We start from the raw sequence: 2629 nt of genomic DNA, 5'->3' as shown, positions 1-2629 counted from the left end.
CCGTTCTGACGCTCACCGATGCTGCCACCCTTGTGCGGACCGTAGTGGTCGAAGGTGTGGTACAGCAGACCGGTACCGGAGGTCATGGTCATGAACTCGGTCTGGAAGCCGATCAGGCCACGGCTCGGGATCATGAAGTCCAGGCGGACACGACCCTTGCCATCCGGGGTCATGTTGGTCATTTCGCCTTTACGCAGACCCAGCTGCTCCATCACGGAACCCTGGTGCGCTTCTTCAACGTCCACAGTCACAGTTTCGAACGGTTCTTGCAGTTCGCCGTCAACAGTACGCAGGATTACTTCCGGACGGGATACCGCCAGCTCGTAACCTTCGCGACGCATGTTTTCGATCAGGATGGAGAGGTGCAGTTCACCACGACCGGATACGCGGAACTTGTCCGGATCATCAGTCTCTTCCACGCGCAGGGCCACGTTGTGGACCAGCTCCTGGTTCAGACGCTCCAGAATGTTGCGGGAGGTCACGAACTTGCCCTCTTTACCGGCGAACGGTGAAGTGTTGACCTGGAAGGTCATGTTCACGGTCGGCTCGTCAACGGAGAGCGGCGGCAGGGCCTCAACGGCACCGTTGTCACAGATGGTGTCGGAGATTTTCAGCTCGCCCAGACCGGTGATAGCGATGATGTCACCCGCTTGCGCGTCGGCAACTTCAGTACGGGACAGACCCAGGTAACCCAGCACCTGACCGACTTTACCATTACGGGTCTTGCCGTCAGCACCAACGATGGTGACTTGCTGGTTGGTCTTGACGCGACCACGGGTGATACGGCCGATACCGATAACGCCCACGTAGGAGTTGTAGTCCAGCTGGGAGATCTGCATCTGGAAACCACCTTCGGCATCAGCCTTCGGCGCTTCAACGTTGTCAACGATGGCCTGGAACAGCGGCTCCATGTTTTCGGACTCGACGTCCTGATCCATGGTGGCCCAACCGTTCAGTGCAGAGGCGTAAACAACTTTGAAATCCAGCTGTTCGTCAGTCGCGCCCAGGTTGTCGAACAGGTCGAATACCTGATCCATTACCCAGTCAGGACGAGCACCCGGACGGTCAACCTTGTTGATGACCACGATCGGCTTCAGACCCTGAGCGAACGCTTTCTGGGTCACGAAACGGGTTTGCGGCATCGGGCCGTCTACGGCGTCAACCAGCAGCAGCACGGAGTCAACCATGGACAGTACGCGCTCTACTTCACCACCGAAGTCGGCGTGACCCGGGGTATCAACGATGTTGATGCGGTAGTCATTCCAGCGGATCGCAGTGTTCTTGGCGAGAATGGTGATGCCACGTTCCCGTTCCAGATCATTGGAGTCCATGATCCGTTCCTGGCCTTCCGTGGAGCGGTCCAGGGTGCCGGACTGCTGCAGCAGCTTATCAACCAGAGTCGTTTTGCCGTGGTCAACGTGCGCAATAATCGCAATATTGCGTAAATTCTCTAACATTCTCGCCTCAATCACCGGGTAAAATTGGGCGCTAATTGTACTCTTGCCTTTGTGATCTGCCTAGCAGAATTGCAGTACATTCGCGCATAACAACAGATCTGGATCATAGACCTCTCTGACAAACCCTGCTTAGATGGGCGGTGACCGTATTTCGCGCACCATTACAGTGCACCAAAACGATCCACCATCGCACTAAATTGATGCAACGCGAGTCGAGATCGCCTGATTTTGGGGAGCCTCTTCAGCGAGATTGCCCTGAAATCAAGCTGTCACAAACTTGGCACGATACTGGCTTGTGTGAATACGACGACGCATTCACCCAGAGAGTTTTAACACCGGAGGTTACTTAGCATGTCAGCCCAGAACGTTTTGGCCCTGATCCAGGAACACGAAGTCAAGTTTGTTGATCTGCGCTTTACCGACACCAAGGGTAAAGAGCAGCATGTATCCATCCCTGCTCACCAGGTTGATGAAGATTTCTTCGAAGACGGCAAGATGTTCGATGGTTCCTCCATCGGCGGCTGGAAGGGCATCAACGAATCCGACATGGTACTGATGCCGGACGCAGCCTCCGCCAAGCTGGACCCGTTCACCGAAGAGACCACCCTGAACATCGTTTGTGACGTACTGGAGCCTGCCACCATGCAGGGCTACGACCGCGATCCGCGCTCCATCGCCAAGCGTGCAGAAGATTTCCTGAAGTCCAGCGGCATCGCTGACACCGTGCTGTTCGGGCCGGAGCCGGAATTCTTCATGTTCGACAACATCACCTTCTCCAACACCATGGGCCACAGCTTCGTGAAAATCGAATCTGAAGAAGCCGCATGGAACTCCGGCACTGCCTATGAGCATGGCAACAAGGGTCACCGTCCGTTCGTGAAAGGCGGTTACTTCCCGGTTGCACCGGTCGACTCCTCCCAGGATATCCGTGCCGCCATGTGTCTGGTGCTGGAAGAGATGGGCCAGGTCGTTGAAGCTCACCACCACGAAGTGGCCACTGCCGGTCAGAACGAGATCGCTACCCGCTTCAACACTCTTACGCTGAAAGCAGATGAAGTACAGGTACTGAAGTACGTGATCCACAACGTGGCCCACGCCTACAACAAGACCGTCACCTTCATGCCGAAACCCATGTTCGGTGACAACGGCTCCGGCATGCACTGCCACCAGTC

2 protein-coding genes are annotated in these 2629 nt (G+C 56.0%); one reads left to right on the top strand and one right to left on the bottom strand.

Annotated elements, in window-relative coordinates:
• Positions 1–1457 (bottom strand): translational GTPase TypA (gene typA / locus G5358_RS20695; protein ID WP_421324840.1); only part of this gene is annotated, 1457 nt, incomplete at its 3' end.
• Positions 1458–1808: 351 nt separating this feature from the next.
• On the opposite strand from typA, the gene G5358_RS20690 reads away from it, so the two are divergent.
• Positions 1809–2629 (top strand): glutamine synthetase beta-grasp domain-containing protein (locus G5358_RS20690; protein WP_421324839.1); only part of this gene is annotated, 821 nt, incomplete at its 3' end.

Origin of the sequence: Aeromonas sp. 604176, from assembly GCF_049170755.1 — a bacterium.
Taxonomy (GTDB): Bacteria; Pseudomonadota; Gammaproteobacteria; order Enterobacterales; family Aeromonadaceae; genus Aeromonas; species Aeromonas veronii_A.
The sequence above is the reverse complement of the archived record's forward strand: the minus strand, read 5'-3'. Positions and strand labels throughout refer to the sequence as shown.